Origin of the sequence: Glutamicibacter sp. FR1, from assembly GCF_047300825.1 — a bacterium.
Lineage (GTDB): Bacteria > Actinomycetota > Actinomycetes > Actinomycetales > Micrococcaceae > Glutamicibacter > Glutamicibacter nicotianae.
Map to the genome: position 1 here is coordinate 2,531,506 of NZ_CP178602.1, position 25,557 is coordinate 2,557,062.

Below are 25,557 nucleotides of genomic sequence, written 5' to 3' on the forward strand. Positions count from 1 at the left end.
GCATCTGCAGTGCAGATGCGCCCCCTTTGGTGCTTGGTGCCGAAAGCCCGGCGGCTAGAAGTCGATGCTCGACTGGGCGTGACTGCGGGCGAACCGCCAGCCGACCCACAGCAGCACCGCGAACAGCGGAATCGCGGCGATCGTGCACAGCCCTACCGGGAATACCTCGCCGTCCTCCCCGGTCAGCGTATCGAAGGAAATCAGGACGGTGATCACCAGCAGGGAAATCAAGCCGATCCAGCCGGTAATGGGCGAACCCGGCATGGGCAGCGAGGACACCGCGCCCTTTCTCTTGCGCAGCATCAGCTGGCATCCGAAAATCGAGGCCCAGGTGAACAGCACACCAATGGATGCGGTGTTCAAGGCAAGGTCGAAAGCGAAGGAATCGCCAAGCCAGATGTTCAGGATGACACCGGCAAGATAGACCACGCCCACGGTGATGATGCCGGCTGGAGGGACAAATTGCTTGTTCATCTCGGAAAGCCCCTGCGGGGCATGCCCGTTGCCGCTCATGGTTCGCAGGATGCGGCCGATGGAGTACCAGCCCGAATTGCAGGAGGACAGCGCGGCGGTAATCACGACCAGGTTCATGACGCTTCCCACCCAGCCCAGGCCCATCTTCTCGAAGGCCGTGACAAATGGGCTGACCCCGGATTCATACTCGTTCCAGGGCAGCACCATGGCCAGCAGGGACACGCTGCCGACATAGAAGACCAGGATGCGGACGACCACGGCGCGGATTGCCGAAGGAACTTCCCTTTCCGGGTGCTCCATCTCGCCGGCGGCAATGCCCACCAGTTCAATGGCGTTGTAGGCGAAGATCACCGAATTCAGGACCAGGATGCTGACGAAGAAGCCGCGCGGGAACATGCCGCCCTCTCCGTTCTCATCGCCGATAAACAGGTTGACCACCGATGCGGTGTGCGCTCCGACCTGGGTGTTGGTCACCACCATGTAGGTGCCCACGGCCAGGAACAGCAGGATCGCGGCAACCTTGATGCAGGCCGCCCAGAACTCGAACTCCGCGAATGCCTTGGCGCTGAAGAGGTTGATGGCCACCAGCAACAGCAACGCGCAGAATGCGGACACAGTGACCGGGACATTTGGGAAGAAGTACTGGAAGTACAGGCCGATGGCGATCAATTCGGCGATGCCGGTCATGATCCAGTTCAGCACGTACATCCATCCGGAGACGAAAGCGCCCTTCGGGCCGAAGAGCTCAGCGGCGTAGGAGACGAAGGAGCCGGAGGTCTGGCGGTACATGATCAATTCACCCAGGGCCCGCATCAGCAGGTAGGCCAGCGCGCCGGCCACCAGATAGGACAGCACCAGCGCTGGCCCGGTCGAGGCCAGCCGCCCGCCGGAGCCCATGAACAGCCCCACGCTGATGGCGCCGCCGATCGCGATCATCTGGACGTGGCGGCGGCTCAGGGATTTCTTGTAGCCCTCGGCGCTGATTTCCGGGGCTGCCGGTTGATGCTGGGCAGATGGCATAGATGAACTCCTGGCCTACGGACGCGTTGGATGAATCCGTGCAAAATCGTGAAATGAATCCGGTGAGTCACTGGATGGTCCAAGGCTTCGTGGCGGTAATTCCGCGCGCGACCGCGAGTCGGGCCGTGAAGAGTCTGTTCCACCTTTCTTAGAGTTCGCGAAGAAACCGACTAGCATTCATAGGGTGAGTAGCCTGAATAATTCCGCATTGCCCGAGAAGGTCTCCGATGTCTTCGATCCAACGCGCTGGCGCGTGGTCGAGGGATTCGACTTCACCGACATCACCTACCATCGCCAGGTTGAGCGAACCGCTGATGGCAGCATCGTGCGCGACCTTCCCACCGTGCGCATCGCCTTCGACCGCCCCGAGGTGCGCAACGCCTTTCGCCCGCACACCGTGGACGAGCTGTACCGCGCCATGGACCATGCCCGCATGACCAGCGATGTGGCCACCGTGCTGCTGACCGGCAACGGACCATCGCAGAAGGACGGCGGGCACGCCTTCTGCTCCGGCGGCGACCAGCGCATCCGCGGCCGCGACGGCTACCGCTATGCCGAAGGCGAGACCCGCGAGTCCATCGACCCGGCCCGTGCCGGACGCCTGCACATCCTGGAGGTCCAGCGCCTGATGCGCACCATGCCAAAGGTTGTGGTGTGCGTTGTCAATGGCTGGGCTGCCGGCGGCGGGCACTCGCTGCACGTGGTCTCGGATTTGACCATCGCCTCGAAGCAGAACGGCAAGTTCAAGCAGACCGACGCCACCGTCGGCTCCTTCGATGCCGGGTACGGTTCGGCGCTGCTCGCCCGCCAGGTCGGGCAGAAGACAGCCCGCGAAATCTTCTTCCTCGCCCGCGAGTACTCGGCCGATGACATGGTCCGCATGGGTGCGGTCAACGAGTCGGTGGATCACGAACGCCTCGAAGAGGTGGCGTTGAAGTATGCAGCCGATATCGCGCGCCAGTCCCCGCAGGCCATCCGCATGCTGAAGTTCGCTTTCAACCTGGCCGACGATGGCCTGGCCGGACAGCAGGTCTTCGCAGGCGAGGCCACCCGCATGGCCTACATGACCGACGAAGCAGTGGAGGGGCGCGACGCGTTCCTGGGCAAGCGCGACCCGGATTGGTCCAACTACCCCTACTACTTCTAATCCAGCGCGGAGGAACGAGGACCGGATATGGACGCACAACTCGCTGAACTGCTCGCGGCCCTGGCCAAGGCGGCCAATGACGAGGGCCCGGCCGTTGAGGTGCTGCTCGATGAGCGCAGCCCCAATGGCTGGCGCATCGCGTACCTGGCCCCAACGGACTTGCCGGGTTTCGAGCAGCCCATGGCGGTAGTGCGGACCTCCGGTTCCACCGGCCGGGCCAAGCGCACGGTGCTCAGCGTTTCGGCGTTGGCATCCAGCGCGCAGGCCACGGCCGAGTTCCTCGGCTTCGAAGGCCAATGGCTGTTGGCCTTGCCGGTGCACTATGTGGCGGGCCTGAGCGTGCTGACCCGTTCCTTGTTCGCCGGCACCAAGCCAGTGGCCATGGACACCAGGGGAAGCTTCTCGGCCACGGCTTTCACCGAAGCGGCCAATCAAATGGTCGAGTCCCGCCGGATCACTTCGCTGGTGCCGACCCAGCTGGCCCGGCTGCTGGACAACCCGGCTCCGGAAACCCTGCAGGCGCTGAAGCGCTTCGATGCCATCCTCCTGGGCGGGGCACGAGCCAGCCGGGATCTGCTGACCCGCGCCCGGCATCACGGGCTGAAGATTTTCCAGACCTACGGCTCCTCGGAAACCTCCGGCGGCCTGGTCTACAACGGCACCGCGCTTCCCGGCGTGCAGCTGGCCGAGCATGAGGGACGCATCTGGGTTTCCGGACCGATGCTGGCCGACGGATACGCCAACGCCCCCGAAGCCACGGCCGAGCACTTCGTTGAACGAGATGGTGCGCGCTGGTATGTCACCGATGATCTGGGCACGGTTGACGGACAGCGCTTGAAGATCATCGGACGCGTCGATGACGTGATTAATTCCGGTGGCATCAAGCTTTCGGCATCGAAGATCGAAGGGCTGCTGGAGGAATTCTTTACGCAGGCAATCGTGGTTCCGGTGCCCGATGCGCAATGGGGCCAAAGCGTGGGCCTGGCCTATTCGGGCCCGACCAGCACCGCCGATGCCTTTGACGCGGTGCGCCGGACCCTGGGCAAGGAGGCTGTGCCAAAGCACGTGCGCCACTACCCCCATGGCTTGCCGCAGCTGCCCAACGGCAAGTTCAACCGGCGGCTGCTCATCGAGGAACTGGGCATTCGCGACTAGCCTCAATTCGCCTTGCACGGCTAATCGCGGGAAACTAGAGGGTACGAGTTTTCACTTGCCCTGAAAGGACAGGAAGTGGCCACACTTTCCCAATGGGTTTCCGGAGCGCGCTTGCGCACCTTGCCCATCGTCATTGCCCCGGTCGTCATCGGCACCGCGGCCGCGCTCGGTGAAACCGGAACCATTCACTGGATCCGTTTCATCTTGGCTCTGCTCGTGGGCCTGCTGCTCCAAGTGGGAGTGAACTACTCCAACGACTACTCGGATGGCATCCGCGGCACCGATGACGAACGCGTCGGCCCGCTGCGCCTGACCGGTTCCAAGCTCACGGAGCCGAAGAACGTGCGCAATGCCGCTTTCGGGTGCTTCGGGTTGGCCGCCGCCTTCGGCCTGACCCTGGTTATCCTTTCCTCAGCCTGGCCGCTGCTGCTGGTCGGCGTTGCCGCGATCTTCGCCGCCTGGGGCTACACCGGCGGCAAGAACCCCTATGGCTACCGAGGTCTGGGCGATATCTACGTCTTCATCTTCTTCGGCCTGGTTGCCACCCTGGGCACCACTTTCACCCAGATCAACCAGCTGACCATGGCTTCACTGTGGGGTGCCATCGGCACCGGGCTGATTGGCTGCGCCCTGCTGATGGCCAATAACGTGCGCGACATTCCTACCGACAAAGAGGTGGGGAAGATTACCTTGGCGGTACGCCTTGGCGAACATAACGCCCGCCTGAGCTATGTGCTGATGCTGGCGGCAGCCATCCTGCTGCCATTGCTGGCCACCGGCGACTTCCCGTGGATGTGGCTGATCCTGATCACCTTCATTCCTGCGGCGGCGCCATCGCTGCTGATGCTTCGCGAGCAGCGGCTTCCCAAACTGGTGTTGGTGCTCAAGCAGACCGGCATTGTGAATATGGTCTACGCGGTGCTCTTCGCCCTGGCGATCGCCATCGAGGTTCTAGCCTAGGCTCCAGCGGTGACTGCATAAGACGATGGGCTGGCCGGATCATGCGATCCGGCCAGCCCATCTCGTTAATTGCCGTGCCAGCCAGGGTGGTTGGCTGGGCCATGCAGTTCTCGATTGACCTGCGTAGCGGGAACTACTCGGCGTGAGGCGTCTGCTTGCGCTGCGATTCGTCGAATTCATCCTCGACAGCTTCGTCGTCCAGCTGCTTCTTGGTCTTGTTGGCCGAGGTCTTGTTGAAGGCATTGCGGATATCTTCGTTCGCCCGTAGACGAAGTTTGTTGAAGAAAAGGTAGGCCACCGCGAAGGCCACGATGAGGCCAATAATTCCAGAAACGAAGATTGGCCACCTCAGACCCCACCAGAGGCCCAGGAAAACGGCTAGGAATACGCCTAGGCGGATAACGGTATATTTCACGAACTGCATAGTCTCAAGTCTACCGATGAACCTGTGAACAGGATTATCACTAGAATGGAAGCATGGTCCGCATTTTAATTTTCGCCGCAGTGGTTTCGGTTGCTTTGACGATCTACACCCTGATCGAATGCGCTCGTGCAGAACGCAGCCGCATACGTTCATTGCCTAAGCCTGCGTGGTTCGCGGTCATCATCCTGCTACCGCTCGTCGGAGCCGGTTTGTGGTTCCTCCTGGGGCGCCCTGCAGCATCTCATGATGCCCCGGCGCAGAAGTCCATGGCTCCGGACGATGACGAGGATTTCCTGCGCCAGCTGGAGATCTGGCGCCGCCAGCAGCAGCGTGAAGCCGACCTGAAGGCGCGTGAGCAAGACCTCACCAAACGCGAGGAAGCGCAGAAGGCCGACGACGCGAAACCAGCCAAGCCGGAGGCCAAGGAGCCAAAGCCCAGCGCGGAGCACAAGAACAACCCAGAAGGCTCAGACAGCGCTTCGCCTGACTCCGAATAGCCCTCTCGACCTGCCGGGGTTCCCGGCAACCAGCCCAGCACGCCTAGCCAGCGCAGCTGGGCTTTATTTGTGCCCTGGAGCCCCGGGGCAACCGTGTGGCAGGACACTAGCCCCGGACCGCTTCTCCGGGCTCCGGACGGGCTCCATGGGCCACTTGCAGGCTACTTGCGCCTCGGCTGGACACGGCGCCCTGCACTGCGCGGTTAAAACGCTGCGAGCGGCCTCCCCTGAAAGGGAAACCGCTCGCAGTGCCGATTTCTTTTGGGTCTAGACTCCGGCGTAGGAGTGCAGGCCGTTGAAGAAGATGTTCACGATGGTGAAGTTGAAGACCACGCACAGGAAGCCGATGATGGACAACCAGGCCGAGCGTGGACCCGTCCAACCGCCGGTGGCGCGTGCGTGAAGGTAGCCTGCATAGACCACCCAGATCACGAAGGACCAGACTTCCTTTGGATCCCAACCCCAGTAACGGCCCCAGGCGGCTTCAGCCCAGATCGCTCCGGCGATCACGGTGAAGGTCCACATCACGAAGGCGATGGTGTTGATGCGGTAGGCGAAGTTCTCCAGTGCGCCGGCGCCCGGCACCACGCGCATGAAAGGCAACTTGTCCTTCTGGCCAGCGGCCAGGCGGTTCATGCGGGCATGCTGGATCAGCTGCAGCACGTTCATGGCGAAGCTGATGGCGAACAGCGCCGAAGCCAGCACCGCGATGGAAACGTGGATGACGATCCATGGCGACTGCAAAGCGGGAACGAGGTGGCCCACCGGTGTGGGGAAGCCGATGGTGGCACCGCACAGCATCAAGGTCACCATGCCGGAAATGAAGGATCCCATGAAGCGCAGGTCCTTGAAGATCAGCACCAGCAGGTACACCAGGGCCACCAGGAAAGCACCGGTCGACAGGAACTCGTACATGTTGCCCCACGGCACGCGGTGTGCTGCCAGTGCGCGGGAAACCACTGCGCCGCCGTGCAGGACCGCTGCCAGCCACATCAGCACCACGGCGATGCGGGCCATCGGACGCTTGGACGACAGCTGGGTGTATTCCATCTTGTCGGTCACGATGTGCTCGCCGACGTTATCGGCACGCTCAGCGGCACCCCTGCGGGCACGGGCCTTGGTGCCCACCGCGGCGCTGCCGGCGCTGACCAGCAGTTCCTCGTCGCGCTTGAGCGCCTGGGAATCCATTTCGCTGATGGACTTGTTGGTTTTTGCCAGGTCCAAGGCGAAAATGATGAAGACGACCCCATAGACCATGGCGGCCAGCAGCATGAACAGCTGGCTGTATTCACCCAGCGTTTCATTGATAGGCGCTAATGCCCCTGCGTTATCCATTTACGGCTCCTTGGTTCTGCTCCTGGCTTGCCAATGGCCAAGCCTTGTCAAAGATCTTTTGTAGTTCTGCGGCTTCGCGTTCCAGACGCGGATCCTCGCCACGTGCCAGCAATGCGTATTCGATCCTACGCTTGCCGTCCTCATTCTTCAGCTTCACCCAAACGCGGCGACGCGGGGTGAACAGCGAGATCGACAAGCCGATCAAGGCCAGAGCCGAGGAGATGCCGATCGGCAGCTGGCCCGGGTCGTAGTTCACATCCAACGCGACATAGCGCTTGAGATCGTCAAACGTGATCGAGCCCTTGCCGTCGGGCAGCTCGTAGGTTTGCCCGGCTTCGAGAATGATGCCGCCGGCATCCAGATCACGGCTGTTCAGCGGCTCCATCTTGTCGGTGTCCAGCACGAACACGTTCTGCGGGTTGCCGTCATCCAGTCCGAGATCGCCGAAGTACGAGTTCAGGTGCAGCTGCGGGTTGATGGCATTGGGGTCGCCGGAAATGCCGAAGCCGTTCTCGTCCACCAGCGCGGTGGGCAGCAGGAAGCCCTGGAAGCCCAGCTGCGAAGGTTCCGCGTCCGGCACCTTCAGCACGAACATGGAGGTGTAGACCGAGTCCTGCGGGATGGAGACCGCCGGGCCGGAGTAGGCGACGTTTCCGTTGCCGTCCTTGACGGTAATCACCGGGGCGTAGCCGTTGCCCACCAGGTAGACGCCGGCGCCCTTGATGCGCAGCGGGTGGTTGACCTTCAGCTCCTGCTTCACAGGCTCCGCGTCTGCCGATTCGCGCACCTGCACGTGGGCGGTGAAGTCCAGCGGCTGGCCGAAGTGGGATTCGGATTCGCGGTCGAAGACGATATCGAACTTGTCCAGGGTCACCGCGTAGCCCGGGAGGTTATCGGCGTTGAAGTTCGTGCCAGGGGTGAAGGAATCATAGGCGACCAGCGAGTTCACGAAGGTTTCACCTTCGACGACGACGCGCTGTCCGTTGTAGCCCAGGGAGCCGCCGATCGCCGCGGAAGCAAGGACACCCACCAGCGAGATGTGGAAGAGCAGGTTGCCTATTTCGCGGGTGTACCCGCGCTCGGCGGCCACCGAGGCACCGGTGGCATCCTCGCGGCGCTCGACGCGGTAGCCGCGCTTCTTCAGGATCCTGAACGCATCATCGATGACCTGCTGGTCATCGGGCGTATCGGCTTCGCCTTCAAGAATTTCATGCGTGCTGTACTGGGGCAGGCGGTCCAGGCGCGCAGGGGTCCGCGGTGGCGGGGTGCGCAAGGCCTTGGCGTGCTTCTTCACACGAGGGAGGATGCAGCCGATCAGCGAGATGAACAGCAGGATGTAGATCGCGGAGAACCACACCGAGGAGTACACGTCGAACATCTGGAAGCGGTCCAGCCAGAGGCCGGCGGTGTTGTGCTGCTCCAGGTACTGGGCGACAGATTCGGGGTTGGCATCGCGCTGCGGGAAAATCGAGCCCGGCACCGCAGCGACAGCGAGCAGCAGCAGCAGGAACAGTGCTGTGGGCATCGATGTCAGCTGGGTCCAGATCCAGCGCATGGAACCTACGAATCCCAAGGCAGGCGCGTCGCTGGTTCCCTTGGACTTCCGTTGTTGTTTCGCCATTAAATTGGCAACCTCACTTCATTGGCAAACCAGTTTTGCAGTTCTGCTACCCATGTTCCCCAGAGCCCTGTCACCATGACCAGGCCCAAGGCGATGAGCAGTCCCCCGCCCAAACGCATGATCAGTACTTGGTGCTTGCGGAAGAACGCCAGCGCCTGCATGCCGCGCTGCAGACCCATTGCGATCAGGATGAAGGGCAGGCCCAACCCGAGGCAATAGAACACGGTCAGCAGGGTTCCGCGGCCCACGTTCGCGTCCACTCCGGTGGACATGATCAATACCGCGCTCAACGTCGGGCCGATGCACGGCGCCCATCCCAACCCGAAGGTCAAGCCCAGCACCGGGGCGCCCCACAGGCCGGCAGGCGGTTTCTTATGGATCTTGCGGTCCCGCTGCATCCAGGAGAATCCGCCCATGAAGACGATGCCCATGAAGACCACGACCAACCCCAACGCCTGGGTGACCCAGGAGCCGTTGAACCTCAGCCATGCGGACGCCTGGCTGAAGAGCACGCCGGCGGCAATGAAGACCACAGAGAATCCCAGGACAAAGAGTAGCACCCCGGAGACGACCCGGCCGCGGCGGTGGTCCTTCAAATCTGCGCCGGTCAATCCAGTGACGTAGCCGAGATAGCCCGGCACAAGCGGAAGGACGCAAGGCGAGAGGAAGGAGACCAATCCAGCCAGCAGGGCCACGGGTGCGGCCAGGAGCAACGACCCGTCCAGGACGATGTCGGCAAAGGGATTAGAGGTCACTGCTCAGCTCACAACTCTTCGGTCAGAGCGGTGCTGATCAACGATTTGAGAGTACCCGGCTCCACCGCACCGATCACGCGGGCACGGACACGTCCCTTGCGGTCCAGCACCAGCGTGGATGGAACAGCCTGCAGCGGCACGTACTTGGTCATCGCCAGCTGGATCGCCCCGTCAGTGTCCTGCACGGACTCGTAGGGAACGTCGAAGGTGCGTTCAAAGGCCTTCGCGGCTTCGGCTTCGTCGCGTACGTTGATGCCGATGAATTCGACCTTCTCGCCGAACTCTTCGGCAATTTCCTTCAGATCCGGCGCTTCGATGCGGCACGGTGCACAGGCGGCATACCAGAAGTTCATGACGACCGGCTTGCCCTGCCACTGCGTGAAGTCGATGTCCGTGCCATGGTACGTGGTGGCCTTGATGGCCACCGGTTCGCTGCGCTTGGAGACTTCGTATTCTTCCACTGCACCGTCGCCGGCAATGTAGTTCTTGCCGTCGCCGCTGTTCGCTTGCGCGGTCAGCGCATCTTCCTTGCCGCTACAGGCAGCCAGCGGCACGACGGCGGCGGCAACCATCAGCGATCGCAGCATGGTACGGCGGCTCAACGGGCGAGGATTAGGCACGGGATCAGTCATTTGCTTTAGGCTCCAGGGATATTCGCCGCGCCGGCAAGCAGCTCGGGGCACGGTTCGGTGTAACGCACGGAGACCAATTCGTCTCCTTCAAAATCAAAGCTGGTGATGGATGCCAGCGTGCACTCTCGCTGGCGTGGATCGTGCCACAGACGCTTCTTCTCGGCGGCTCGGCGCGTCACCCAGATCGGCAACTGATGGCTGACGATGATGACCTCGGAGCCTTCGCCGTGTTCGGCGACCGCAGCCTTGCGATGCTCGTCCATGGCCTGGCGCATACGGGCTACTTGTTCGACGTAGGCTTCGCCCCATGAAGGCTTCAGCGGGTTGACCAGCAGCGGCCAATACTTCGGCTGGCGCAGGTGCTCGGCGACCTTGGACAGGCCTTCGAGCTTGTTGCCCGCTTCAATCACCCGCTCGTCGGTGTGGATCTGCAGGTCCAAGGCCTTGGAAGTCGGTGCGGCCGTCTGCTGGGCACGCAATAGCGGAGAAGCTACCAACCGGACCACGTTGCCGCCGTCTGCCTGGCGCTTGGCAAAATATTCGCCTGCCCCATCGGCCATCTGGAATCCCAGGTCCGAGAGCCCGAAGCCAGGGATCCTGCCGTAGAGCATACGGTCAGGGTTGAAAACTTCCCCATGGCGCAACAAATGGACAGTCGATAAAAGCATGTTTCCAGTCTCTCAAATAATCGGTGCGAATTAGCCATATTGTGGCCACCATCAACTATTCACAGGACACGCATTGGAATCCCATATGCAAAAACCATCCTTTCGGAGGGGTTGCTCACAATCACCTGCCACTACGCTTGGTAAATAAGATAGTTCGACCCAGAAGGATGCATGATGAGCGACTACGATCCTAACCAGCCGGGACGGCCCTACAACCCGAACACTTCGGGCCAGGGTCCATCGCAGAACCCTTACGGCGAAAACCCCTATGGCCAGCAGCCCTCCCCATATGGCCAAAACCCATACGGCCAGAATCCGATTCCCTACGGGCAGCCGCAGGCTCCGGGCTACGACCAGTATGGCCAGCAGGGAGGCTACGCTGGCGTGCAGCCGCCGACCGAGCGTCCGCGGACCTTGGCTATCGCCTTCGGCTTGATCATGCTCGCCGGCATTTTCAGCGCCCTGGCCAGCTGGTTCATGGCCAGCTCCAACATGATGGCGAACATGATTGGCCAGCAGTGGTCCTTGGTCCAAGAAGAGTTCCAGAAGCAGATGCAGAGCACCCCTGGCATGGAGCAGGATCCGATGGTCGAGCAGATGATGGCCAGCCCTGAAGCGTTCATGTCCCAGGTCAATTCCATGATGTCGAGTTTCGTGATTGTCGGCATGATCATCACCTTGGGCCTGTATTTCCTGGTGGGCTTCTTCGTTGGCCGCGGCGTCGGCGCCATGCGCATTATTGCCACGATCCTCGCTGCGATTTCGCTGCTGAACCTGGTGACGACTGTTCCAATGATCAGCATGTTCGCCGACACCCAAGCCGGAATCATCAACGCCGTCTACGTTGTGGGCATCTTGCTGGGCGTCGCCGGCGTGGTCTTCTCCTGGCTGCGCCCGTCTTCGCAATACATTGCGCAGCGCCGCCAGGCCCGTCTCGCGGGCTTCCGCTAAACCCGCGGCCTTGCACCTTCGCTAGGCCCCGCAAGAACAATCAAGGCGTAGCCGCGTCATCCCATCGGAGGATGGTGCGGCTGCGCCGTTCTGTTTGCCGGGGTTTCAGCGTTGGACGGCGAGGTAGGCAAGGATCTGCAATTCGGTGGACAGGTCGACGCGCCGCAGATTCATTCCCGCTGGTACGCGCAGCGGCTTCGGTGCGAAGGAGAGCACCGAGCGGACCGATAGCTCGGCCAGTTCATAGACCAGATCCTGCGCTGCTTCTCCGGGAACGGCAAGGACAGCAATGTTGATTTCCTCGCGTTCCACAACAGCGGCCAAGTTCGCGATGGCTTCCACCTGCAATTCGCCAACTGCGCTGCCCACTAAAGCTGGGTCGACATCCATGATCGCCTTTACGTTGAAGCCACGAGTGCTGAACCCTGCATAGCCGCTGAGCGCGCGGCCGAGGTTGCCTGCGCCGAGGATGGCCACACGCCAGTCCTGGTTCAAGCCGAGGGTGCGGCTGATATGTTCTGCCAGCTCGCGGACCACATAGCCCACTCCGCGGGTTCCGTAGGATCCCAGCCAGGATAGGTCCTTGCGCAAGATGGAGGGGTTAACGCCAGCTTCCTTGGCCAGCACTCCGGAACTGGTGCGTTCCAGGCCTTGGGCTTCCAGAGCGTTCAGCGCGCGCAGGTATTGCGTCAGTCGAGCCAGGGTAGCCTCAGGCAGTACCCGGACTTCAAGCTCTGACATCTTCGTTCTCCCGCACTTTTCGGTGCCCTGGACGAGCACAACGCATATTCATGATTTTCGCAGCGCCTAGCTGCGCAGCAGCCGTTCGAGACGCTGTGCGTCGATGTGCCAGAAATCGCGGACAGCTCCGTCGATGAGCAGCACCGGCACTTCTTCGTGGTGCTTTGCCAGCAGTTCAGGGTGCTGGTCGATATCGAGTTCCGAAAACTCCATATTCAACCGTCCAGTCACCTCGGCCACGGTTGCGCGTGCCGCGTGGCACAGGTGGCAGCCTTCTCGAACCAATAGCTGGATCTGATGCAAAGTACTCACCTGCCTATAATCTCACGAGCCGTAACCACGCTTAAACTTGGCGATGAAATAAACTGGATCAAATGCCTTCCATCGATCCTCACCCCAGCCCGAATTCCGCCCTGGCTCCGGAAACTGTCGCCGCTTTTTTCGATGTCGACAACACCCTTGTGCGCGGTGCGTCGCTGTATCTGCTGGCGCGGAAGCTGCATGAGCGCCGTTTCTTCCAGTTCCGCGAAATCCTCTGGTTCGCCCTCAAGCAGCTGCGCTTCGCCGCCCGCGGCGAGCACCTCGGGGACATCCACCAGATCCGCGACCGCGCGTTGATGATGGTCCGCGGGATCCCAGTATCCGAGATCGAGAAAATCGGCAACGAGATCTATGACGAATACATCGAACCCAAACTGTGGACCGGAACGGTAGCCATTGCCCGCCAGCATCGGACGGTGGGGCGTGAAGTCTGGCTGGTCACTGCCACTCCCCTGGAAGTGGCGAACGTCATCTCGGATCGCCTGGACCTGACCGGCGCATTGGGCACCGTAGTGGCCAGCGAAGACGGTTTCTACACCGGAGCGCTGGCCAGCCCGATCCTGCATGCAGCAGAAAAGGCCCAGGCTGTGCGCTCCTTGGCGAAGGCTCGCGGAATCTCGCTATCGAAGTCCTGGGCTTACTCGGATTCTTACAATGATGTTCCCCTGCTTGAAGCCGTGGGCCATCCGGTATGCATTAATCCCGATGCACGCCTGCGCGCCTACGCCAAGCGCCGCGGCTGGCAGGTCTATGACTTCCGCACCGGCCAGCGGGCCGCGAAACTGGGCCTGAAAGCCGCTGGCGTCCTTGGGGCGCTCTGGGCTGCCCGACGTTCATTCCTGCGCCGTTCCGGCTCTTAGTCGGGCATTGAGCGGTTTTGGATAAAGCAATCGCCACCGTTCAGCAGTTTCACTGTGAAGCGGTGGCGATGATTGCCAAACGGCAAATGCTCAGAAGCAGATTTACTTCTTGTTGCGACGCTGGTGGCGGGTCTTGCGAAGCAATTTGCGGTGCTTCTTCTTCGACATACGCTTGCGGCGCTTCTTGATAACAGAGCCCATAGTGGTTCCTCACAAACTAAATAAATGCGTCAACCCTAAACGCCTGCTTGCGCGCGAGCACAAGGACAAGGTTGACCGGACGTTAAACGTTCCTTAACAGATTACCCGCTTTTCGGCCATGCTCTGACCATCGCGCGGACTATCGACCGTAGGAACCGGTACCGTGCTGCGGATCAATGGCCGCGGCATTCAGATATGATTCCACGGCGTTTTCCGGAACGCGATAGGAGCGACCGAACTGAACAGCTGGCAGATCACCGGCGTGGATCAGCCGATAAACGGTCATTTTGGAAACACGCATCATGTCGGCAACTTCGGCCACAGTCATGAATCGGGCTCCGGCAAAATTCTGTTTATCCGTCATGCGGGATATTCTCCTGACGCTGATCTCTAATTCGTCGCGTTATTTTAGCGAAGATGAACTTACACGACTTTGGATCAACATCGGCGGTTCAGGTTCACGTTCGCTTTGTACTAGTCTAATCGCACTTTTGTAACTTTTGCATCACGAAACACACCGGCGACCGTCTGAATCACATATTTCGATGCCAGAACGAGATAATCCGCGTGGATTCACCGGGGTTCCGATGTATCCACGCGGATTGCAACAGACTGAATTATTAGATGACGCCCTGTGCGAGCATGGCGTCAGCGACCTTCACGAAGCCTGCGATGTTGGCACCGGCAACGTAGTTGCCTGGCATGCCGTACTCGTCGGCAGTGGCTGCGCAGCTGTCGTGGATGCCGACCATGATTTCAGTCAGGCGTCGCTCGGTGTGCTCGAAGGTCCATGCATCGCGGCTGGCGTTCTGCTGCATCTCCAGGGCCGAGGTGGCAACACCGCCAGCGTTGGCAGCCTTGCCCGGGCCGAAGAGCACTCCGGCATCCTGGAAGATCGACGTTGCCTCAGCGGTGGTAGGCATGTTGGCGCCTTCGGCGACGGCGATGGTGCCAGCGGCGACCATCTTCTTCGCAGCCTCGGCACCCAACTCGTTCTGGGTTGCGCAAGGCAGCGCCACGGTGCCTTCAACGTCCCAGACGCTGCCGCCTGCGACGTACTTGACCTTCTTGCTGCCCCGGCGTTCGGCGTACTCGGAGATGCGGCCGCGCTCGACTTCCTTGATCTGGCGCAGCAGATCCAGGTCGATGCCGCCTTCGTCAACGATGAAGCCGGCCGAATCGGAAGCGGTGACTACCTTGGCTCCCAGTGCCTGCGCCTTCTCGATGGCGTGGATTGCCACGTTGCCCGAACCGGAAACGACCACGCGCTGGCCATCGAAGGTCTGGCCGCGGGTCTTGAGCATTTCTTCGGTGAAGATCACGGCGCCGTAGCCGGTGGCCTCCGGGCGAACCAGGGAACCGCCCCAGCTCAAGCCCTTGCCGGTCAGCACGCCGGACTCGTAGCGGTTGGTGATGCGCTTGTACTGGCCGAAGAGGTAGCCGATCTCGCGGCCACCCACGCCGATATCGCCTGCCGGCACGTCGGTGTACTCGCCAATGTGTCGGTAGAGCTCGGTCATGAAGGACTGGCAGAAGCGCATGACTTCGCCATCGGACTTGCCGCGGGGGTCGAAGTCCGAGCCGCCCTTGCCGCCGCCGATTGGCATGCCTGTCAGGGAGTTCTTGAAGATCTGCTCGAACCCCAGGAACTTGACGATGCCAAGGTAGACCGATGGGTGGAAGCGCAGACCGCCCTTGTATGGGCCTAGTGCCGAGTTGAATTCAACGCGGAAGCCACGGTTGATCTGCACGCGTCCGTCGTCGTCAACCCATGGCACGCGGAAGATGATCTGGCGTTCAGGTTCGCACAAACGCTGCAGGATTGCGGCTTCAGCGTATTCAGGGTGCTTGACCGATACGGCTTCAAGGCTCTCGAATACTTCTGTGACGGCCTGATGGAATTCTGCTTCGCCGGGATTGCGGCGGAAGACTTCGTCGCGAATCGTCGCTAAGTGCTTGTCCAAGTTCTTCTCCTCATCACTTGGGGCAGGCACAGGCGCACAAGGGGCCTCATAGCCGGCGTCACTGCCCCGCACACGAGAATGCCACGCTGTGCATTCTGAACAAAATTTTCTTGTTATAAAACAGGATTGCGCGCGTAACTTAAAAGATTGACCATTTTGCCCGGTTGCAACGTCGAAGACTGGACAACGCCTAGCGGCGGCGCCCGAACCGAGGAAGTTTCTCGAAGAACTCCTGCGCACGTCCCGTAACTTGTTCCAAACCTTGGCCCACGCGGCGGCCGATCTGCTGGGCAGTCGGATTCGATGCCACAGCCAGCTGCCTCTCGGTTCCGGTTTCAGCCGTTGCCGATTCCTGGCCCGTCTCGGGTGCAGGAACCAATTCGGTGCACCAATGCACGAGATCCTCCAGCGCAGCGGTGTCAATGCTGTAGATGCGTCGCTGCCCGGCAGCGGCCATGCTGACAAGCTCAGCTTCGCGCAATACCTTCAGGTGCTTGGAAACGGTTGGCTGGGAGATCTCCAGTTCGGTAACCAGAGTGCCCACGGCCTTCGGCTCGTTTTTAAGCGCCTCGATAATCTTTCGTCGGTTCGGCTCAGCCAACGCCGAAAATACTCCATCAATTGCCACACTCATAACCCTAACGGCATATGAACTAATGGCAATCGATTTCCATGTCGAAAAAATGTGAAGTCTTGTTGCTGCGCCCAGTGGTCGCATCGACCCGAGGCTAGTCAAACCAGGGATCAAGGCCAAAGAGCGGGAAAACTTCCTTGCGGGTAGCGATGATGGTCCTGTCCACCGGATCGGCCGGATCATAGCCAACTTCCCAGTTGCGCCACCACAACTGGGCATCGTCGCCCATGAGATAAGGCATGGCACGCCCGTACTTCTCCAGGACATAACGGCGGAAAGTCTCGGGGACATAGGTGCGCAATGGCACCGGCTTGCCGGCAACAATCGCGGTCAGATGCGTCCAGGTACGCGGAACGACGGCAGTGACGTTATAACCCCCGCCTCCGGTAGCCAGCCAACGGCCTTCGCACAGTTCGTCCGCCAGCTGGGAAATATCCAAGGCGGCTTGGCGTTGGGCATCGACCGACAGCTTCAAATTGGTCATGTCGTCTTCACGGTGCGCATCGCATCCATGCTGGGAGACAATGATTTCCGGCTTGAAGGCGCGCACCAGCTGGGGAACGATCGCATGGAAAGCACGCATCCACCCGGAGTCCCCGGTCATGGCCGGAAGAGCGACATTGACTGCGCTGCCTTGGGCATCCTTGCCGCCGATTTCATTGGCGAATCCGGTTCCCGGAAAAAGCGACAATCCCGATTCATGGATGGAAATTGTCAGCACACGTTCGTCATCCCAGAAGATCGATTCGGTGCCATCCCCATGATGCGCGTCGACATCGATGTAGACTATCCGCTTCGCGCCCTGCTCCAGCATGCGATGGATCGCGGCGGCAGCATCGTTGTAGATGCAGAAACCGCTGGCTTTGCTCTTCGCTGCATGGTGCATGCCGCCGGCGAAATTCACTGCACGGACAACATCTTCATCCATGATGGCTTGGGCCGCCATCACCGACCCTCCCACGATGCGTCCGGCTGCTTCATGCATCCCGGCGAATACCGGGTCGTCTTCAGTGCCCAAGCCGAATTCTTCGGCAACCAGTGCCGGATCCTGGCTGACCCGCCGCACCTGGTCGATATAGGTCTGGTCGTGAATCGTGCCGATAACCGCGTCCTCGGCAACTTCTGGCGCCTGGATCGAGACGTTCTGCGCATCGAAAACATCCAGCTCGTCGCTGAGCCGATAGGTCAGCTCTAGCCGCGAAGGGTGCATCGGATGCCAGTCGCTGAACTTGTACTTCAGATACTGTTCATCCCACATCACCATGGTGGGCCGTGGGGCATGCTGCGGATCTAACACGATTTCAGGCTACCCGATAGTGATCCAACTCATGAATTTATGGCAGAATGCGAGGCTTGTCGGGTCTTCAGGCGGGCAACGCAAGCGTTAAGCGGTGGAAACGCGTAAATTACTAGGAGGACTTCAAATCCGCATGGCAAAGAACTGTTCCCAAGGAAACGGCGAGAAATAAATGAGCACAGCCAGTGCACCGGGCCCCAGCGCCCGGGCAGCTGAAATGCGTGAACGGCGACGCAAGAAATGGCTGGCGGTTCGCATCGCAGTCGCCGACTTCACCGTGCGCTCCCCTGCGCGCTTGACTCTTGGCGCTTTCCTCTTGGCCATCACGCTGTTCACTTCCCTGCTGGCCGCACCGTTTTCCTCGGCAACAGGCGAAGCCACCGCGCTGCATGACGCTTTGTTCACGGCCGTGTCGGCCGTGTGCGTTACAGGCCTCACCACCGTCTCCACCGCGGTGCATTGGTCATTTGCCGGCCAGCTGATCATGCTGATCGCGACGTTCATGGGCGGGTTGGGCATTTTGACCTTGGCTTCTATCATGTCCTTGGCGGTATCGCGCAAGCTGGGCGTGCGCGCCAAGCTGATGGCTCAGAACTCCATGAACAGTTCTGGAGCCTCTGCGCTAGGCGAAGTCAGCTCGCTGCTGCGCATCGTGATTCTCACGGCGATCAGCCTGCAGGCGGTGATCGCGCTGTTCTTGATCCCGCGCTTCTACATGCTGGGTGAAAGCGTGCTGTCCTCCATCTGGCACGGAATTTTCTATGCGGTCTCGGCTTTCAACAATGCAGGCTTCACCCCGCACTCCGATGGTTTGGTTCCCTATGAAACCGACCTGTGGATCCTGGGCCCCCTGATGGCCGGCGTTTTCACCGGTTCCTTGGGGTTCCCGGTCATCATGGTGCTCCTGGCGCACAAGTTCAACATCAAGAAGTGGAACCTGCATACTAAGCTGACCATGCTCACCACCACGATCCTGCTCTTTGCCGGATCCTTCCTGTGGCTGGTATTCGAATGGGCCAATCCCAAGACCATTGGGGGTCTGTCCTTGAGCGACAAGATCATTCATGGATTCTTCGCCTCGACGATGACCCGTTCCGGTGGATTCAATCTGGTGGACCAGAACGACATCCACCAGGTGACCGTCCTGCTGACCGACGCATTGATGTTTGCCGGTGGCGGTTCAGCTTCCACCGCAGGCGGCATCAAGGTCACCACCATTGCCGTGATGTTCTTGGCCATTCTGGCCGAGGTCCGCGGCGATACGGATACGAAGGCCTTCGGCCGGCAGATTCCGCAGGGCACGATGCGCGTGGCCATCTCAGTGGTCGCCATGGGCGCTTCACTGGTGATGGTCGCTACCGGAGCTCTAGTGACTATTGACGAGTCGGTGGGCTTCTCGCGTGCCCTGTTCGAGTCGATCTCGGCCTTTGCTACCGTGGGGCTGAGCACCGGCGTATCGCAAGAACTGCCTCCGGCTGGCAAATACGTGCTCAGTGCGTTGATGTTTGCCGGACGCATCGGCAGCATTACACTCGCCAGCGCGTTGACCATGCGCCACCGCAACACGTTGTTCAGACTTCCAGAAGAAAGGCCGCTCATTGGCTGACAAGAACATGGACCACAATGCCCCGGTACTGGTGATCGGCTTGGGCCGCTTCGGTGCCTCTGTCGCCGAGACGCTGGTCAAGCAGGGTCGCGAAGTGCTGGCCATCGAGCGCAGCCCGGAGCTCGTCCAGCAGTGGGCCAGCACCCTGACCCACGTTGTCGCCGCAGACGCAACAAACATCGATGCGCTGCGCCAGCTCGGCGCCCAGGAATTCTCCTCTGCTGTCGTTGGTGTCGGCACTTCCATCGAATCTTCGGTGCTGATCACCGTCAACCTGGTGGATCTGGGCATCGAGCACCTGTGGGTCAAGGCGATCACTCCGTCCCATGGCAAGATCCTTACGCGCATCGGAGCCAACCATGTCATCTATCCGGAAGCCGATGCCGGGGTGCGTGCCGCGCACCTGGTCGGCGGTCGCATGCTCGACTTCATCGAATTCGATGACGGCTTCGCCATCGTGAAGATGTACCCGCCCAAGGAGACCCAGGGCTTCACCTTGGCCCAGTCCCAGGTCCGCTCCAAGTACGGGGTGACCATTGTCGGGGTGAAGCCCCCTGGTGAGGATTTCACTTACGCCATCCCCGATACCATGGTGACGCGTCGAGATGTCCTGATCGTCTCGGGGCACGTGGATCTACTGGAGCGTTTCGCGGCACGCCCCTAGAGTCAACGGATTCGAAAACGGCGGTGGCATCTAGCCGAGCTCGTCGCTCAATTGGGCCGCACGGGCCGCTGCCGCTTGGGTTCCGGCAGCAATAATCTTTGGAATGCCGTGCTCATCGAAGGTAGCGATGGCCTGCTCGGTGGTGCCCTTCGGACTGGTCACTGCCTTGCGCAGGGTCGCCGGATCCGCATCAGGGTCCGCGAGCATCTTGCCTGCACCGGCCACGGTGGCACGGGCCAGCGCGATGGACAGTTTCTCGTCCAAGCCCATGGCCACACCGGCGTTGGCCATGGCTTCAGCGAGGTAGAAGGCATAGGCAGGACCCGAACCGGAAATTGCGGAAAGCGCGTTTTGCTGCTCCTCGCCGATGACGTGCACATCGCCGGAGCCGGAGAGCAGGTCGGTGACCAGCTTGGTCTGCTCTTCGCTGACGCTTTCAGCCGGGCTGATGCCCACAACGCCTGCACCGACCATCAACGGGGTGTTCGGCATGGAGCGAATCACCGGCTGGCCCTGCGGCAGATGTGCCTGCATGCTGCTCAGGCTGATTGCGGCGGCCACGGAAACAACGACCTTCTGCGCGTCCAGAGATCCGGAAATCTCTTCGCACAGGTCGGTGATGCCGACCGGCTTCACTCCCAGGAAGATGATGTCTGCACTGGCCGCGGCTTTGCGGTTGGATTCTGGGTCGTCCGCGCTGACCAAGACGTTGATGCCCAGGTCACGCAGTTCCGCAGCGCGCTTGCCGCTGCGGACGGTGGCGGTGATGAGCTTCGGATCATGGCCTGATCCGATGATGCCACGCAGGATGGCGCCGTTCATGGAGCCAGCACCGAGGAAGGACAGGGACAGATTCTTTGTTGCTTCACTCATATGGCTATTGTGTCATTGGCTTGGGGTCACTGCCGACTGTTAAGTGCTGGCGGGCAAATTCTAGGGTCTTTCCCAGCCATTCTTCCTTTTGCCCCGCATTGCGCGCCTTGCGGGTGGACACCTCGACGGCTATAGTCCCGCCCCAATTGGCATCTCGCAGGTATTGCAGAGTTTCGGCCACTGGTTGGGTTCCCAGGCCTGGCACCAGGTGCTCGTCCTTGCCGTTGTCCAGGCCATCGCACAGGTGCACGTGAGCCAGCCGCTGGCCCAGATCCTCGACTGCTTGGCGTGAATCCATATTGGCGATGGCGGCATGGGAGAAATCCCAGGTCACATTCTGGTAGTGCTGCGGGACGGGGTTCCAGTGCGGAAGATACATCTTGGCTTCTCGGCCCCGGGCACGCCACGGATACATGTTCTCCACGGCGATCTTCATCCCAGTGGAGTCAGTCAGCCGCTGCACGCCTTCGGCAAATTGCTCGGCGTAGGAACCTTGCCACCTGAAAGGCGGGTGGGCGACAACCACGCTGGCGCCGACGGCCTGAGCCAGGATGACCGAGCGTTCAATCTTTGCCCAGGCAGAGCCCCACACCTGCTGGGTGAGCAGCAGTGTCGGAGCATGAATGGCCAGGATCGGCAGTTGGTACTTGTCCATCAAGGCTTTGAGCGCGGTGGCAGATTGGCTGGCCGCATTGCCGGTAATCAGCACTTCCAGCCCGTCGTATCCCACGTCTTTGGCCATAGCGAAGGCATCATGGACGGTCAGCGGATAAACTGACGCGCTAGAGAGGGTGACTGGCACCTTCATTGTGCTCTTCTGGTCTTCCATGCCTTACCTCCTGTTACCGTGCCCACTTTGCAGGCACCGTTTAGCCAAGAAGGTTAGCTGCTGGGTTTGGCGAGAAACTTGTACTTCTCGTTGTCCAGCGCTACTTCCCCAACTCCCACGCTACTACTGAGCGGTGTCGCAGAGTCAAACATCACGTGATCAAATCGTCTCAGCATCAAGCCTTCACGGATAGCCCAAGGGCAAATTCGCACAGATTTCAGCTTCAGGGCACTCATCGCCTCGTGGGCTACGATCGCGCCAGCGAGTAATTGCGGGGCGCGGATCTCTGAAACGCCGGGCAATTCTGCACGTTCTGCCCAGCTCATCGCCGTCAAGCGGTTGGTCCATAATTTCAGTGCATCCCGATGGAGCACACGCTTGACGTAAGGCCCCTCCGTGCTTGGCGCGGCGCCGGTGATGCGCGCCAGGGAACGGAAAGTCTTGGAAGTCGCGGTGGCCAAGGTGGGCTTGCCGTACTGGCGCAGTTCAGTGGTCGGGTCGGCGAGGACATCGCGTACGTATGTACGCAGTTCCTTGACTTCCTTCATCGACGGCAGATCGTTGGGAAGCCATTCGCGGGTCAGCCTGCCGGCGCCCAGTGGCACAGAGAATGCGGTTTGGGGGAACTCGTCAACCCCCAGGGCCAGCTCCAGCGAGCCGCCGCCCATGTCCAGGTTCAAGATGGATTCAGATGACCAGCCGAACCAACGGCGTACCGAGTAGAAGGTCATGCCGGCTTCTTCCTCACCGGTCAGTTCCATCAGGCTCACGCCCGTCTCGGCTTCGACGCGTTCCAGCACTGCAGCGCCGTTGGAGGATTCGCGGATCGCCGAGGTGCAGAAAGCCATGAAGTCCTCGACCTGGTGGTTTTCTGCAAACTGCGCAGCTTCCTTGATGAAGGAGATCAGCTCGAGCTGGCCTTCCTCGGTGATGGCGCCATACTCATTGAGGTAGCGCACCAGGGACAGGGGTCGCTTGTGCGAGGCATAGGGAACCGGGCGTGCGCCCGGATATGCGTCGACAAGCAAGAGGTGAACGGTATTTGAACCGATATCCAATACACCGAGTCTCATGGTGCTCTCCTCGTTAGGCCTGGCAAGAAAGACTAGTCAGTCTTTTTTGCGGTGGTCTTCTTGGCCGTTGCCTTCTTCGCCGGGGCCTTCTTGGCTGCCGGCTTCTTGGCCGGGGCCTTCTTGGCTGCCGGCTTCTTGGCCGGGGCCTTCTTTGCCGTGCGCTTCACCGGTCCGCGGGCACGCTTGTCCGCCAGCAGTTCAATAGCCTGCTCGCGGGTCAGCTCCTCCAGCGAGGTGCCGCGTGGCACGGTGATGTTCGTGACGCCATCGGTGATGTACGGTCCGAAGCGGCCGTCCTTGACCACGATGTTCTTTTCGCTGGTCGGGTCGACGCCGAACTCAGCCAATGGGGGCACTGAGGCACGCCGGCCGCGCTGCTTCGGCTGCGCGTAGATCTCCAGCGCTTCGTCCAGGGTGATCGTGAAGATCTGCTCTTCGCTCTCGATGGAGCGCGAATCGCTGCCCTTCTTCAGGTACGGGCCAAAGCGGCCGTTCTGCACGGTGATCTCTTCGCCTTCGGCGTCAGCACCCAGCACACGTGGCAGGCTCATCAGCTTCAGGGCTTCTTCCAAGGTCACCGATTCCACGGTCATGGACTTGAACAGCGACGCGGTGCGCGGCTTGACCTTGGTTGGCTTCTTCGGCGGCTTGGGCTTGCCATTCTTGTAGTACTCGACCGGCAGCGCCGCCAATTCCTCTGCGGTTGGCTCCGGGATGATCTCCGTGACGTAGGCGCCGTAGCGGCCATCCTTGGCAACAATCCTGCGACCGGTTTCCGGATCATTGCCCAGATCCTTCTCCGAGACCTGCGAATTGGCGAAGAGCTCCTCGGCCTTTTCGGCAGTCAGCTCATCCGGAGCCAGGTCCTCAGGCACGTTGGCGCGCTGCGGCTCGGTGCCTTCCTCGGCACCTTCCGGGATGGCGCGCTCCAGGTACGGGCCGAACTTGCCCACACGCAAGGTGATGTCATCGGTGACCTTGATCGAGTTGATCGCCCGGGCGTCGATATCGCCCAGGTTGTCGACCACATGCTTCAAGCCCTCGGTCTCGGCATCCGCGCCCTTGCCGAAGTAGAACAGGTTCAGCCAGTCCGTGCGGGCACGCTGGCCGTTGGCGATCTCATCGAGATCATCTTCCAGCCGGGCGGTGAAATCGTAGTCCACATACTTCGCGAAGTGCTCTTCGAGCAGGCGGATCACCGAGAACGCGATCCAGCTCGGCACCAGGGCGCCGCCACGCTTGGTGACGTAGCCGCGGTCCATGATGGTGGAGATGGTTGGCGCGTAGGTCGACGGGCGGCCGATCTCACGCTTTTCCAGCTCAGCCACGATCGACGCTTCGGTGTAGCGAGCTGGCGGGGTGGTCTCGTGGCCCAGTGCGGTCAGCTCGTCGCCAGCCAGCTGCTGGCCCACGGCCAGCTGCGGCAGACGAGCCTCGGCATTCTCTGCCGCGGCTTCCACAGGCTGCTCGTCCTTGCCCTCCTCATAGGCGGAAAGGAAACCGCGGAAGGTGATGACGGTGCCGGAAGCCGAGAATTCTGCCACCCGCTGATCGCTGGCGGTGCCCTGCAGCTTGATGGTAGCGGTGAAGCCCTTGGCATCGGCCATCTGCGAGGCGACGGTGCGCTTCCAGATCAGCTCGTAGAGCGCGTATTCGTCCTTGGACAGCGATGAGCGGACGTCCTTCGGGCGGCGGAACATGTCGCCGGCCGGGCGGATCGCTTCGTGGGCTTCCTGCGCCGCGTCGCTCTTCGCCTTGTAGACGCGTGGCTTGGCCGGAACGGAATCTGCTCCGTACAGCTCGGTGGCCTGCTTGCGCGCGGCAGTCACTGCCTCGCCAGAGAGGAAGACCGAGTCGGTACGCATATAGGTGATGTAGCCGTTTTCATACAGGCGCTGGGCGATCTGCATGGTGATCTTTGAACTCCAGCGCAGCTTGCGGGATGCTTCCTGCTGCAGCGTGGAAGTGGTGAACGGCGCTGCCGGACGACGGGTGTACGGCTTATCCTCGACAGAGGTCACCTCGAAGTCGGTCTTCGACAGGTTGGCTACCAGCGACTGGGCCGATTCCTGGTCAAGGTGAGCCAGCTTGTTGCGGGTCGTCTTCAGCTGGCCGCGGTCATCGAAGTCGCGGCCGGTGGCGACACGGGCGCCGTCAACTGCCGACAGCTTTGCCGCAAAAGCTTCGCCGTCAGTGGTAGCGAAGTTGCCCTTCACGTCCCAGTATCCGGCGGGGATGAAGGCCATGCGTTCGCGTTCGCGCTCAACGACCAGACGGGTTGCCACGGACTGCACACGGCCTGCGGACAGGCCGCGGGCCACCTTGCGCCAGAGCACCGGAGAAATTTCGTAACCGTAGAGGCGGTCCAGGACACGGCGGGTTTCCTGGGCGTCGACGAGGTCGGTATCCAGTTCGCGCATGTTCTCCAGGGCGCGGGCGATGCCTTCCTTGGTGATTTCGGTAAAGGCCAGGCGGCGTACCGGAACCTTTGGCTTCAGGACCTGCAGCAGGTGCCACGCGATGGCTTCGCCCTCGCGGTCCGCATCGGTTGCGAGGTAAAGTTCGTCAGCTTCCTTGAGCTTCGCCTTCAGTTCGGAAACGCGCTTCTTCTTGTCCGGGTAGACCATGTAGTACGGCTCGAAGTCGTTGTCCAGATCGACAGCGAACTTGCCTACCGAGGTTTTCTTCAGCTCGGTTGGCAGTTCTGAGGGCTGCGGAAGGTCGCGGATATGGCCCACAGAGGCATCCACGTCAAAGCCTTCGCCCAAATACTTGGCGATCGACTTCACCTTGGCAGGAGACTCCACGATTACGAGTTTCTTACCAGTCTTTTCCTTGGCCTTGGGGGGCACAGC

At 61.0% G+C, this 25,557-nt stretch carries 26 protein-coding genes; 8 read left to right on the forward strand and 18 right to left on the reverse strand.

Going from position 1 to position 25,557, the window contains the following annotated elements; all coding sequences use genetic code 11:
* Positions 1 to 54 precede the first annotated feature (54 nt).
* The gene (locus tag ACLQ8T_RS12220; RefSeq protein WP_413454775.1) at positions 55 to 1,494 is read right to left on the reverse strand and encodes an amino acid permease; all 1,440 of its coding nucleotides are present in this window, start codon (positions 1,492 to 1,494) and stop codon (positions 55 to 57) included.
* A 184-nt stretch (positions 1,495 to 1,678) separates the two neighbouring features.
* On the opposite strand from ACLQ8T_RS12220, the gene ACLQ8T_RS12225 reads away from it, so the two are divergent.
* The 3 genes from ACLQ8T_RS12225 (at position 1,679) to ACLQ8T_RS12235 (ending at position 4,756) form a co-directional block, all read left to right on the forward strand.
* Positions 1,679 to 2,641, forward strand: coding sequence for a 1,4-dihydroxy-2-naphthoyl-CoA synthase (locus tag ACLQ8T_RS12225; RefSeq protein ID WP_413454776.1), 963 nt, complete (start codon positions 1,679 to 1,681; stop codon positions 2,639 to 2,641).
* Positions 2,642 to 2,668: 27 nt separating this feature from the next.
* Positions 2,669 to 3,796 (forward strand): AMP-binding protein, encoded by a 1,128-nt coding sequence (locus ACLQ8T_RS12230; RefSeq protein ID WP_413454777.1) that lies wholly within the window; start codon positions 2,669 to 2,671, stop codon positions 3,794 to 3,796.
* Positions 3,797 to 3,871: 75 nt separating this feature from the next.
* Positions 3,872 to 4,756, forward strand: a complete 885-nt coding sequence (locus ACLQ8T_RS12235; RefSeq protein WP_413454778.1) for a 1,4-dihydroxy-2-naphthoate polyprenyltransferase — start codon at positions 3,872 to 3,874, stop codon at positions 4,754 to 4,756.
* 133 nt (positions 4,757 to 4,889) lie between these two features.
* On the opposite strand, the gene ACLQ8T_RS12240 is transcribed toward ACLQ8T_RS12235, so the two are convergent.
* Complete coding sequence (locus ACLQ8T_RS12240) at positions 4,890 to 5,180, reverse strand: DUF4229 domain-containing protein (RefSeq protein ID WP_038992302.1); 291 nt, start codon at positions 5,178 to 5,180, stop codon at positions 4,890 to 4,892.
* Between the two features lie 53 nt (positions 5,181 to 5,233).
* On the opposite strand from ACLQ8T_RS12240, the gene ACLQ8T_RS12245 reads away from it, so the two are divergent.
* Positions 5,234 to 5,677: a PLD nuclease N-terminal domain-containing protein gene (locus ACLQ8T_RS12245; protein ID WP_038992304.1), complete on the forward strand. Its 444-nt coding sequence runs from the start codon at positions 5,234 to 5,236 to the stop codon at positions 5,675 to 5,677.
* 267 nt (positions 5,678 to 5,944) lie between these two features.
* Here the strand turns inward: ACLQ8T_RS12245 and ccsB are convergent, their stop codons facing one another.
* Genes ccsB through ACLQ8T_RS12270 form a run of 5 tightly spaced genes read right to left on the reverse strand, consistent with a single transcriptional unit; the run spans position 5,945 to position 10,688 of the window.
* Positions 5,945 to 7,012, reverse strand: coding sequence for a c-type cytochrome biogenesis protein CcsB (gene ccsB / locus ACLQ8T_RS12250; RefSeq protein ID WP_413454779.1), 1,068 nt, complete (start codon positions 7,010 to 7,012; stop codon positions 5,945 to 5,947).
* Complete coding sequence (locus ACLQ8T_RS12255; RefSeq protein ID WP_413454780.1) at positions 7,005 to 8,633, reverse strand: cytochrome c biogenesis protein ResB; 1,629 nt, start codon at positions 8,631 to 8,633, stop codon at positions 7,005 to 7,007. The genes ccsB and ACLQ8T_RS12255 overlap by 8 nt, the downstream gene beginning before the upstream one ends.
* The gene (locus ACLQ8T_RS12260) at positions 8,633 to 9,388 is read right to left on the reverse strand and encodes a cytochrome c biogenesis CcdA family protein (protein WP_073705841.1); all 756 of its coding nucleotides are present in this window, start codon (positions 9,386 to 9,388) and stop codon (positions 8,633 to 8,635) included. Before ACLQ8T_RS12260 ends, ACLQ8T_RS12255 begins: the two co-directional genes overlap by 1 nt.
* An 8-nt stretch (positions 9,389 to 9,396) precedes the next feature.
* A complete protein-coding gene (locus ACLQ8T_RS12265) occupies positions 9,397 to 10,020 on the reverse strand; it encodes a TlpA family protein disulfide reductase (RefSeq protein ID WP_254589745.1) in 624 nt (207 codons plus the stop codon).
* Between the two features lie 5 nt (positions 10,021 to 10,025).
* Positions 10,026 to 10,688 (reverse strand): histidine phosphatase family protein, encoded by a 663-nt coding sequence (locus ACLQ8T_RS12270; protein WP_413454781.1) that lies wholly within the window; start codon positions 10,686 to 10,688, stop codon positions 10,026 to 10,028.
* A 174-nt stretch (positions 10,689 to 10,862) separates the two neighbouring features.
* On the opposite strand from ACLQ8T_RS12270, the gene ACLQ8T_RS12275 reads away from it, so the two are divergent.
* Positions 10,863 to 11,639 carry a hypothetical protein gene (locus tag ACLQ8T_RS12275; RefSeq protein ID WP_413454782.1) on the forward strand — a complete coding sequence of 259 codons (777 nt, stop codon included), beginning with the start codon at positions 10,863 to 10,865 and terminating at the stop codon, positions 11,637 to 11,639.
* A gap of 105 nt (positions 11,640 to 11,744) precedes the next feature.
* Here the strand turns inward: ACLQ8T_RS12275 and ACLQ8T_RS12280 are convergent, their stop codons facing one another.
* Complete coding sequence (locus ACLQ8T_RS12280) at positions 11,745 to 12,380, reverse strand: redox-sensing transcriptional repressor Rex (RefSeq protein WP_413454783.1); 636 nt, start codon at positions 12,378 to 12,380, stop codon at positions 11,745 to 11,747.
* 66 nt (positions 12,381 to 12,446) lie between these two features.
* Complete coding sequence (locus tag ACLQ8T_RS12285) at positions 12,447 to 12,692, reverse strand: glutaredoxin family protein (protein ID WP_307723203.1); 246 nt, start codon at positions 12,690 to 12,692, stop codon at positions 12,447 to 12,449.
* Between the two features lie 62 nt (positions 12,693 to 12,754).
* Between ACLQ8T_RS12285 and ACLQ8T_RS12290 the strand changes: the two genes are divergently transcribed.
* Positions 12,755 to 13,561, forward strand: coding sequence for an HAD family hydrolase (locus ACLQ8T_RS12290; protein ID WP_204722708.1), 807 nt, complete (start codon positions 12,755 to 12,757; stop codon positions 13,559 to 13,561).
* 102 nt (positions 13,562 to 13,663) lie between these two features.
* On the opposite strand, the gene ACLQ8T_RS12295 is transcribed toward ACLQ8T_RS12290, so the two are convergent.
* The 5 genes from ACLQ8T_RS12295 to ACLQ8T_RS12315 all read right to left on the reverse strand — a co-directional run bounded on the left by ACLQ8T_RS12295 (position 13,664) and on the right by ACLQ8T_RS12315 (position 17,624).
* Positions 13,664 to 13,762, reverse strand: coding sequence for a 30S ribosomal protein bS22 (locus ACLQ8T_RS12295; RefSeq protein ID WP_005504750.1), 99 nt, complete (start codon positions 13,760 to 13,762; stop codon positions 13,664 to 13,666).
* Positions 13,763 to 13,901: 139 nt separating this feature from the next.
* A complete protein-coding gene (locus tag ACLQ8T_RS12300) occupies positions 13,902 to 14,126 on the reverse strand; it encodes a helix-turn-helix domain-containing protein (protein WP_013349804.1) in 225 nt (74 codons plus the stop codon).
* A 256-nt stretch (positions 14,127 to 14,382) separates the two neighbouring features.
* Positions 14,383 to 15,726: an NADP-specific glutamate dehydrogenase gene (gene gdhA / locus ACLQ8T_RS12305; protein WP_204722709.1), complete on the reverse strand. Its 1,344-nt coding sequence runs from the start codon at positions 15,724 to 15,726 to the stop codon at positions 14,383 to 14,385.
* Positions 15,727 to 15,916: 190 nt separating this feature from the next.
* A complete protein-coding gene (locus ACLQ8T_RS12310; RefSeq protein ID WP_413454784.1) occupies positions 15,917 to 16,354 on the reverse strand; it encodes an ArsR/SmtB family transcription factor in 438 nt (145 codons plus the stop codon).
* A gap of 100 nt (positions 16,355 to 16,454) precedes the next feature.
* Complete coding sequence (locus tag ACLQ8T_RS12315; protein WP_204723304.1) at positions 16,455 to 17,624, reverse strand: acetoin utilization protein AcuC; 1,170 nt, start codon at positions 17,622 to 17,624, stop codon at positions 16,455 to 16,457.
* Positions 17,625 to 17,829: 205 nt separating this feature from the next.
* Between ACLQ8T_RS12315 and ACLQ8T_RS12320 the strand changes: the two genes are divergently transcribed.
* Both ACLQ8T_RS12320 and ACLQ8T_RS12325 read left to right on the forward strand, forming a co-directional pair.
* Entirely contained in the window at positions 17,830 to 19,263 is a 1,434-nt protein-coding gene (locus ACLQ8T_RS12320; protein ID WP_413454785.1) for a TrkH family potassium uptake protein, read from the forward strand.
* Positions 19,264 to 19,270: 7 nt separating this feature from the next.
* Positions 19,271 to 19,927 carry a potassium channel family protein gene (locus tag ACLQ8T_RS12325; protein WP_204723305.1) on the forward strand — a complete coding sequence of 219 codons (657 nt, stop codon included), beginning with the start codon at positions 19,271 to 19,273 and terminating at the stop codon, positions 19,925 to 19,927.
* Positions 19,928 to 19,957: 30 nt separating this feature from the next.
* Here the strand turns inward: ACLQ8T_RS12325 and proC are convergent, their stop codons facing one another.
* From proC to topA, 4 genes are read right to left on the reverse strand one after another with little or no spacing between them, the layout of a single operon-like run.
* Complete coding sequence (proC, locus tag ACLQ8T_RS12330; RefSeq protein ID WP_413454786.1) at positions 19,958 to 20,800, reverse strand: pyrroline-5-carboxylate reductase; 843 nt, start codon at positions 20,798 to 20,800, stop codon at positions 19,958 to 19,960.
* Positions 20,801 to 20,804: 4 nt separating this feature from the next.
* Entirely contained in the window at positions 20,805 to 21,629 is an 825-nt protein-coding gene (locus tag ACLQ8T_RS12335; protein WP_413454787.1) for a sugar phosphate isomerase/epimerase family protein, read from the reverse strand.
* Between the two features lie 53 nt (positions 21,630 to 21,682).
* The gene (locus ACLQ8T_RS12340) at positions 21,683 to 22,702 is read right to left on the reverse strand and encodes a Ppx/GppA phosphatase family protein (protein WP_038991675.1); all 1,020 of its coding nucleotides are present in this window, start codon (positions 22,700 to 22,702) and stop codon (positions 21,683 to 21,685) included.
* A gap of 32 nt (positions 22,703 to 22,734) precedes the next feature.
* Complete coding sequence (topA, locus tag ACLQ8T_RS12345; protein WP_413454788.1) at positions 22,735 to 25,554, reverse strand: type I DNA topoisomerase; 2,820 nt, start codon at positions 25,552 to 25,554, stop codon at positions 22,735 to 22,737.
* Between the last annotated feature and the right edge of the window lie 3 nt (positions 25,555 to 25,557).

Bases quoted from the DNA above. Each gene is read 5' to 3' on its own strand.
- ACLQ8T_RS12220 (WP_413454775.1), bottom strand. From the start codon at position 1,494: ATGCCATCTGCCCAGCATCAACCGGCAGCCCCGGAAATCAGCGCCGAG.
- ACLQ8T_RS12230 (WP_413454777.1), top strand. From the start codon at position 2,669: ATGGACGCACAACTCGCTGAACTGCTCGCGGCCCTGGCCAAGGCGGCC.
- ACLQ8T_RS12240 (WP_038992302.1), bottom strand. From the start codon at position 5,180: ATGCAGTTCGTGAAATATACCGTTATCCGCCTAGGCGTATTCCTAGCC.
- ACLQ8T_RS12245 (WP_038992304.1), top strand. From the start codon at position 5,234: ATGGTCCGCATTTTAATTTTCGCCGCAGTGGTTTCGGTTGCTTTGACG.
- ccsB (WP_413454779.1), bottom strand. From the start codon at position 7,012: ATGGATAACGCAGGGGCATTAGCGCCTATCAATGAAACGCTGGGTGAA.
- ACLQ8T_RS12255 (WP_413454780.1), bottom strand. From the start codon at position 8,633: ATGGCGAAACAACAACGGAAGTCCAAGGGAACCAGCGACGCGCCTGCC.
- ACLQ8T_RS12265 (WP_254589745.1), bottom strand. From the start codon at position 10,020: ATGACTGATCCCGTGCCTAATCCTCGCCCGTTGAGCCGCCGTACCATG.
- ACLQ8T_RS12270 (WP_413454781.1), bottom strand. From the start codon at position 10,688: ATGCTTTTATCGACTGTCCATTTGTTGCGCCATGGGGAAGTTTTCAAC.
- ACLQ8T_RS12275 (WP_413454782.1), top strand. From the start codon at position 10,863: ATGAGCGACTACGATCCTAACCAGCCGGGACGGCCCTACAACCCGAAC.
- ACLQ8T_RS12280 (WP_413454783.1), bottom strand. From the start codon at position 12,380: ATGTCAGAGCTTGAAGTCCGGGTACTGCCTGAGGCTACCCTGGCTCGA.
- ACLQ8T_RS12290 (WP_204722708.1), top strand. From the start codon at position 12,755: ATGCCTTCCATCGATCCTCACCCCAGCCCGAATTCCGCCCTGGCTCCG.
- ACLQ8T_RS12295 (WP_005504750.1), bottom strand. From the start codon at position 13,762: ATGGGCTCTGTTATCAAGAAGCGCCGCAAGCGTATGTCGAAGAAGAAG.
- ACLQ8T_RS12300 (WP_013349804.1), bottom strand. From the start codon at position 14,126: ATGACGGATAAACAGAATTTTGCCGGAGCCCGATTCATGACTGTGGCC.
- ACLQ8T_RS12315 (WP_204723304.1), bottom strand. From the start codon at position 17,624: ATGGTGATGTGGGATGAACAGTATCTGAAGTACAAGTTCAGCGACTGG.
- ACLQ8T_RS12320 (WP_413454785.1), top strand. From the start codon at position 17,830: ATGAGCACAGCCAGTGCACCGGGCCCCAGCGCCCGGGCAGCTGAAATG.
- ACLQ8T_RS12325 (WP_204723305.1), top strand. From the start codon at position 19,271: ATGGACCACAATGCCCCGGTACTGGTGATCGGCTTGGGCCGCTTCGGT.
- proC (WP_413454786.1), bottom strand. From the start codon at position 20,800: ATGAGTGAAGCAACAAAGAATCTGTCCCTGTCCTTCCTCGGTGCTGGC.
- ACLQ8T_RS12335 (WP_413454787.1), bottom strand. From the start codon at position 21,629: ATGGAAGACCAGAAGAGCACAATGAAGGTGCCAGTCACCCTCTCTAGC.
- ACLQ8T_RS12340 (WP_038991675.1), bottom strand. From the start codon at position 22,702: ATGAGACTCGGTGTATTGGATATCGGTTCAAATACCGTTCACCTCTTG.